The sequence below is a fragment of the Paenibacillus sp. TAF43_2 genome (genome assembly GCF_052113545.1).
GTDB lineage: Bacteria > Bacillota > Bacilli > Paenibacillales > Paenibacillaceae > Pristimantibacillus.
Genome location: NZ_JBFRDK010000269.1, coordinates 1 through 5,784, shown reverse-complemented (window position 1 = coordinate 5,784; position 5,784 = coordinate 1). Strand labels below are relative to the sequence as shown.

Genomic DNA, 5,784 nt, shown 5'->3' with positions numbered 1-5,784 from the left:
GTATTCCACCGCACCAAGCCCATGATGCTGCGATCGTTCCTGCAGCTTCGACTTGGAGTCTTTAACAAGAAGACCATAGTCGTTTGACTCAACAAAAGGAAACATATGCTCATTAAGAAAAGCTCTCGTTTCCTCAATTCCTGCGTCAAGGAAAATGGCACCGACAAACGACTCGAACAAATCAGCTAGCAATGCTTGCCTTTGCCGACCGCCTAGCTGCTCTTCACCGCGTCCGAGAAGCACATGCGAACCGAGCTCCAAGCGTTCAGCAAATTGGGCTAAAGATGGCTCGCAGACGATTGATGCACGCATTCTCGTGAGCTCGCCCTCAGGCCGCTGCGGATACGTTGCGAACAAATACTCAGAAACGAGTAATTGAAGCACCGCATCTCCCAAAAATTCCAAACGCTCATTATCCTGAGCTGACCCGCGCTTGTGTTCATTTACATAAGAAGTATGAGTGAAAGCTTGCCTCAGCAGCTTTGTCCGCTTAAAACTGAGCTGCAGCCGCTGCTGCAGCTCATAGAAGGAATCACGCTTCATAAACTTTCATCACGATCGATGCATTGTGGCCGCCGAAGCCAAATGAGTTGGATAATGCTATCCTTACATTCGCTTCACGCGGTTTATTAGGTACATAATCAAGATCGCACTCCGGGTCTTGATTGTCTAAATTAATAGTCGGAGCGATGATACCGCTTTTGATAGTCAAGCCGAGAATTACAGCTTCAACGCCGCCAGCAGCACCTAGCAAATGACCTGTCATCGATTTCGTTGAGCTGACCGCTACTTTATAAGCATGGTCGCCGAGCGCTTTTTTGATCGCTTTTGTCTCTGAGCGATCACCGACAGGTGTCGAAGTGCCGTGCGCATTGATGTAGTCGATCTCAGAAGGATCAATTCCAGCATCCTTGAATGCTTTCACCATGCAGCGAGCTGCACCATCTGGGTCTGGCTCAGTCATGTGATGAGCGTCACCGCTCATACCGTAGCCAATAACCTCAGCATAAATTTTTGCACCGCGTGCCTGCGCATGCTCAAGTGATTCAAGCACGAGTACACCAGCGCCTTCGCCCATTACGAAACCATCACGGTCAACGTCGAACGGACGACTTGCTTTTTCAGGCTCTTCATTGCGAACGGACATCGCACGCATTGAGCAGAAGCCTGCCATGCCAGTCGGTCTGATCGTCGCTTCTGCTCCGCCAGCAATCATCACGTCAGCGTCGCCGCGTTGAATCAATTTGAAAGAATCGCCGATGGAATGAGTGCCCGTAGCACAAGCGGTTACTGCCGTGCTATTTGGACCCTTCGCACCAGTAAGCATGGATACTTGTCCAGAAGCCATGTTCGCGATCATCATCGGAATAAAGAAAGGGCTGACGCGCTTAGGGCCTTTCTCCAGCAAAATATTGTGCTGGTCTTCCCAAGTACCTAGTCCACCGATACCGGAACCGACCATAACGCCAACACGCTCAGGGTCTGCATTTGTACCAATTTGCAAATCAGCATCTTTAACTGCCAATTGACTCGCTACAGCAGCAAATTGTACGAAACGGTCCATTCTGCGTGCTTCTTTTTTATCTAAACCGTAATCTTCGGGATTGAAATTTTTAACTTCTGCGGCAATGCGCGTCGGATACTCAGAGAAATCGAAAGCTTCAACAACCGATACACCTGATTTTCCGTCCAGCAAGTTACCCCAGAACTCTTCCAAATCGGAACCGAGTGAGGTAATAACCCCCATACCCGTAACAACAACTCTTTGTTTCATTCGATTCACCTCTATGTCCAGCAAATTTGATGCGCAAGCTGCGTCACCTTTGTTAATCGGTCAATGTTGCTATATTGCGTATACCCTGCTTATATTTCTCCGTAAATACAAGCCTAGCCGTACCAAACGGCGAAACCTTTACGCTTGAAATATAAGGAGGTATAAATGAGATGCACATAAAGCCATTCACGCTTCTTTATATAAAAGCTGCCTTGCTTGCTTAAGTGTAATGCAGGAAACTGCCTAGATGGAGAGAAGTCCCGTTTATTAAAAACGGGACTTGTCCTTCTTACGTATGAGATTGTATGTATTTAACTACTTCTCCCACAGTGGTGATTGTCTCAGCATCTTCATCAGAAATTTCCATATCAAACTCGTCTTCTAGCTCCATGACCAATTCAACGACATCAAGAGAGTCAGCGCCGAGGTCATCTTTAAATGAAGCTTCAAGTGTAACTTCCGCTTCGTCTACGCCTAGTCGGTCGATGACGATACGTTTTACGCGATCTACTACTTCGGACATCCGGTTCACCTCCTCCATGGTATTATACGAGAATTAAAGATAAAATGCCATACGTAACCGTTTTAATTCATTATTGCCGAATTATCTGGTGTTACATATACATACCGCCGTCCACATGAATCGTCTGTCCAGTCATATAGGCTGAAGCATCCGAAGCAAGAAAACGGACTGCGTTTGCGATGTCGCTCGGATCACCGAGACGGGCAAGCGGAATTTGGCCAGATAAAGATTGGCGCATTTCTTCCGGCAGCTTGTCCGTCATTTCGGTTTGAATAAATCCTGGGGCTACACAGTTAACTGTAATGCCGCGTGACGCAAGCTCGCGGGCACTAGCCTTAGTAAGACCAATGACACCAGCTTTGGCTGCAACATAGTTAGCCTGCCCAGGGTTTCCGAGCACACCAACAACAGAAGAAATGTTGATGATTCGGCCGGAGCGTTGTTTCATCATAGAGCGAGTGACCGCTTTAATGCCATTGAAGACCCCTTTTAAGTTGGTTTCAATGACTTGGTCAAACTCGTCTTCCTTCATACGCATGATTAAATTATCTCTTGTAATGCCCGCATTATTCACTAATATGTCAACCGCTCCGAATTGCTCGATGACTTCCTTGACCATCGCGTCAAATTCATCTACTTTGCCAACATTAGCTTTAATAACAATAGCGCGTCTACCGAGTGCTTCTACAGCTTGCGCCGTTTCAACTGCTGCCGCTTCGCTGCCTGAGTAGTTAATGGCAACATCCGCGCCTGCCTCGGCGAGGGCAATAGCAATCGATCTGCCAATGCCCCGCGATGCGCCTGTTACGAGTGCTTTTTTTCCTTCCAAGCTAGCAAACATCGAATCCCCTCCATCCTATTGTTCATTCACCTGCAGCGCTTCAAGCGCACTGATGCTGTTAATCGAGATGACGCGTAGATTTTTGTCGACTTTTTTGATCAGGCCGGCAAGCACCGTTCCCGACCCGATTTCCACAAATGTATCAACGCCCTGCTCGACTAAATAACGTACGCTATCTTCCCAAAGGACAGGTGAGCACACCTGCTCTACGAGCAGACCACGTATCTCATCCGCCGATGTTACCGCATTGGCAGTGACATTCGCCACAACAGGAACATTAGCATCCTTCATCGCTATATCAGCTAATGTCGCTTGAAGATTTACAGCTGCAGGCTTCATTAGGGATGAATGGAATGGACCGCTTACTTCAAGAGGAATAACCCGCTTAGCTCCAGCCTCTTCTTTGCCGCGCTGGACAACAGCATCAACACCTGCTGCAGTACCTGACACCACAATTTGACCAGGACAATTCACATTTGCAAGCTCAACAGCCGAGCCTTCAGCGGTAATTGCCGCACAAAGCGCTGCGAGCGTATCGCGTTCAGCGCCGAGCACTGCTGCCATTGCGCCTTGGCCGCTAGGAACAGCTTGCTCCATAAATTGACCGCGAGCACGGACAGTACGAACAGCATCTTCAAAGGATAGGACCCCAGCAGCGACAAGCGCGCTATACTCCCCAAGACTGTGYCCAGCAACAAAATCCGGCTTCAGACCCCGGCCTTCCAACGCTTCCAATAGCGCAACACTAACGGTAAGCAGTGCTGGCTGTGTATTCGCCGTTTGTTTAAGCGTATCTTCTGGTCCTTCAAAAATAATCTGGCTTAATGAGAAGCCCAGTGCCTCATCCGCTTGTTCAAAAATCGCACGGGAACGATCAAACGCATCATATGCGTCTTTGCCCATTCCGACAGTTTGTGCGCCTTGCCCCGGAAAAACAAATGCTATTTTACTCATAACGTTTCCCCCTTACACACGTATACGGCTCGAACTGCATCAGACAGTATAGCTCGTTTCGCGGTGATATGTAAGCTCGTCATAAGAGGAAAACTTATAACGTCTTATTTTTTCAAAAAGCTGCTGCGTTCATACTACCATACCAGAACCGAAGCTCCCCATGTCAGGCCGCCGCCGAAACCTACAAGCACAAGGCGGTCTCCTTCACTCACACGACCCTGCTCAACGGCTTCAGCCAGTGCAACTGGAATGGATGCCGATGACATATTACCGTATTTGTCCAAATTAATCATCGCTTTATCTTCCGACAAGCTTAGTCTGTTTAAAGCGGACTGGATAATCCGAATATTCGCTTGATGAGGAATAAGGAGATCAATATCTTCTTTGTTTAGGCCAGCTTTCTGCAAAGCCTCTTCAGCCACGCTGCCCATAATTCTAACCGCAAACTTGAATACATCATTGCCAGCCATATGAATGAAATGCTGCTTCGACTGGATGCTTTCTTCCGATGCTGGAACGCGTGATCCTCCTCCATGAACCTTCAGCAGGTCTCCACCGCTTCCGTCTGCGCCAAGCACAAACGATTGGAAGCCTCGGCCTTCTTCAACCGGTCCAAGCACAACTGCACCTGCACCGTCACCGAACAATATGCATGTGTTGCGATCCGTGTAATCAGTAATTCGCGATAGCGTCTCAGCGCCTACAACAAGCACATTCTTGTACATACCGCTGGCGATCATACTCGTTCCTGTCGCTAGTCCATATATAAACCCGGAGCAAGCAGCCGACAAATCGAACGCAGCCGCTTGCTTTGCTCCCAGCTTATCTTGAAGCAAGCAGGCAGTCGAAGGGAAAAACATATCAGGCGTAATTGTAGCAACTATAATGAGATCGATATCTTCTGCCGTAAGGCCAGCAGCGGCAATCGCTTCACGCGATGCATGCAGCGCAAGATCGGATGTTGCTTCTTCCGCTGAAGCTAGGCGGCGTTCTTTAATGCCTGTGCGAGTAACAATCCATTCATCATTTGTTTCAACCATTGCTTCTAGCTCTTTGTTCGATAAAATACGTTCTGGCACGTATTTACCAGTACCAATTATTCCGACAGGATGTAAATCCATTTCGCACACTCACTTCCCGTTGATTTCTGATGCGATTGTTTCAATCAATTGTCCTTGAATGGCGCTGCGAGCCTGTCTTACGGCATTTTTAACAGCGAGGGCATCCGAGGAGCCGTGGCATTTTACTACAAGGCCATTCAGTCCAAGCAAAGGTGCACCGCCATGCTCCTTATAGTCCATTCTCTTCTTAAGCACACGCAGCTTAGGAAGCATGATTGCCGCAGCAAGCTTCGTTAACAGCGTCTGACCGAAAGCGTCCTTAAGCGAATCAAAAATCGTACCCGCGGCGCCTTCCATGGCTTTCAGCATAATATTGCCGGCAAAACCGTCGCAAACAAGGACATCGCAATTTCGATTTAGAACATCCCTTGCTTCAACGTTGCCGATAAAATTCACTGGAGCTTGCTCAAGCAAAGCGTAAGCCGCTTTAGCCATCTCATTGCCCTTCATCGCTTCAGTTCCCACGTTCAGAAGCCCAACTCTCGGCTTCTCCAGTCCGTGAACCTTGGCACGATAAATGCTTCCCATAATTGCATATTGCAGCAGATGCTCCGGCTTTGCATCCATATTC

The 5,784-nt window shown here is 48.2% G+C and carries 7 protein-coding genes; all 7 read right to left on the bottom strand.

Features of this window, described 5'->3' with window-relative positions:
- Positions 1–543 (bottom strand): ribonuclease III (gene rnc / locus AB4Z17_RS31480; protein ID WP_441964222.1); only part of this gene is annotated, 543 nt, incomplete at its 3' end.
- The gene (fabF, locus tag AB4Z17_RS31475; RefSeq protein ID WP_054029014.1) at positions 533–1,774 is read right to left on the bottom strand and encodes a beta-ketoacyl-ACP synthase II; all 1,242 of its coding nucleotides are present in this window, start codon (positions 1,772–1,774) and stop codon (positions 533–535) included. The genes rnc and fabF, both read right to left, overlap by 11 nt.
- 289 nt (positions 1,775–2,063) lie before the next feature.
- On the bottom strand, positions 2,064–2,297 hold the full coding sequence (locus AB4Z17_RS31470; protein ID WP_053375686.1) for an acyl carrier protein: 234 nt from the start codon (positions 2,295–2,297) through the stop codon (positions 2,064–2,066).
- Positions 2,298–2,388: 91 nt separating this feature from the next.
- Entirely contained in the window at positions 2,389–3,138 is a 750-nt protein-coding gene (fabG, locus tag AB4Z17_RS31465) for a 3-oxoacyl-[acyl-carrier-protein] reductase (protein WP_441964221.1), read from the bottom strand.
- 15 nt (positions 3,139–3,153) lie between these two features.
- A complete protein-coding gene (gene fabD / locus AB4Z17_RS31460; protein WP_441964220.1) occupies positions 3,154–4,092 on the bottom strand; it encodes an ACP S-malonyltransferase in 939 nt (312 codons plus the stop codon).
- A gap of 134 nt (positions 4,093–4,226) precedes the next feature.
- Positions 4,227–5,213, bottom strand: a complete 987-nt coding sequence (locus tag AB4Z17_RS31455; RefSeq protein WP_441964219.1) for a beta-ketoacyl-ACP synthase III — start codon at positions 5,211–5,213, stop codon at positions 4,227–4,229.
- A gap of 9 nt (positions 5,214–5,222) precedes the next feature.
- The coding region (locus AB4Z17_RS31450; RefSeq protein ID WP_441964217.1) for a phosphate acyltransferase at positions 5,223–5,784 on the bottom strand (562 nt) is incomplete at its 5' end.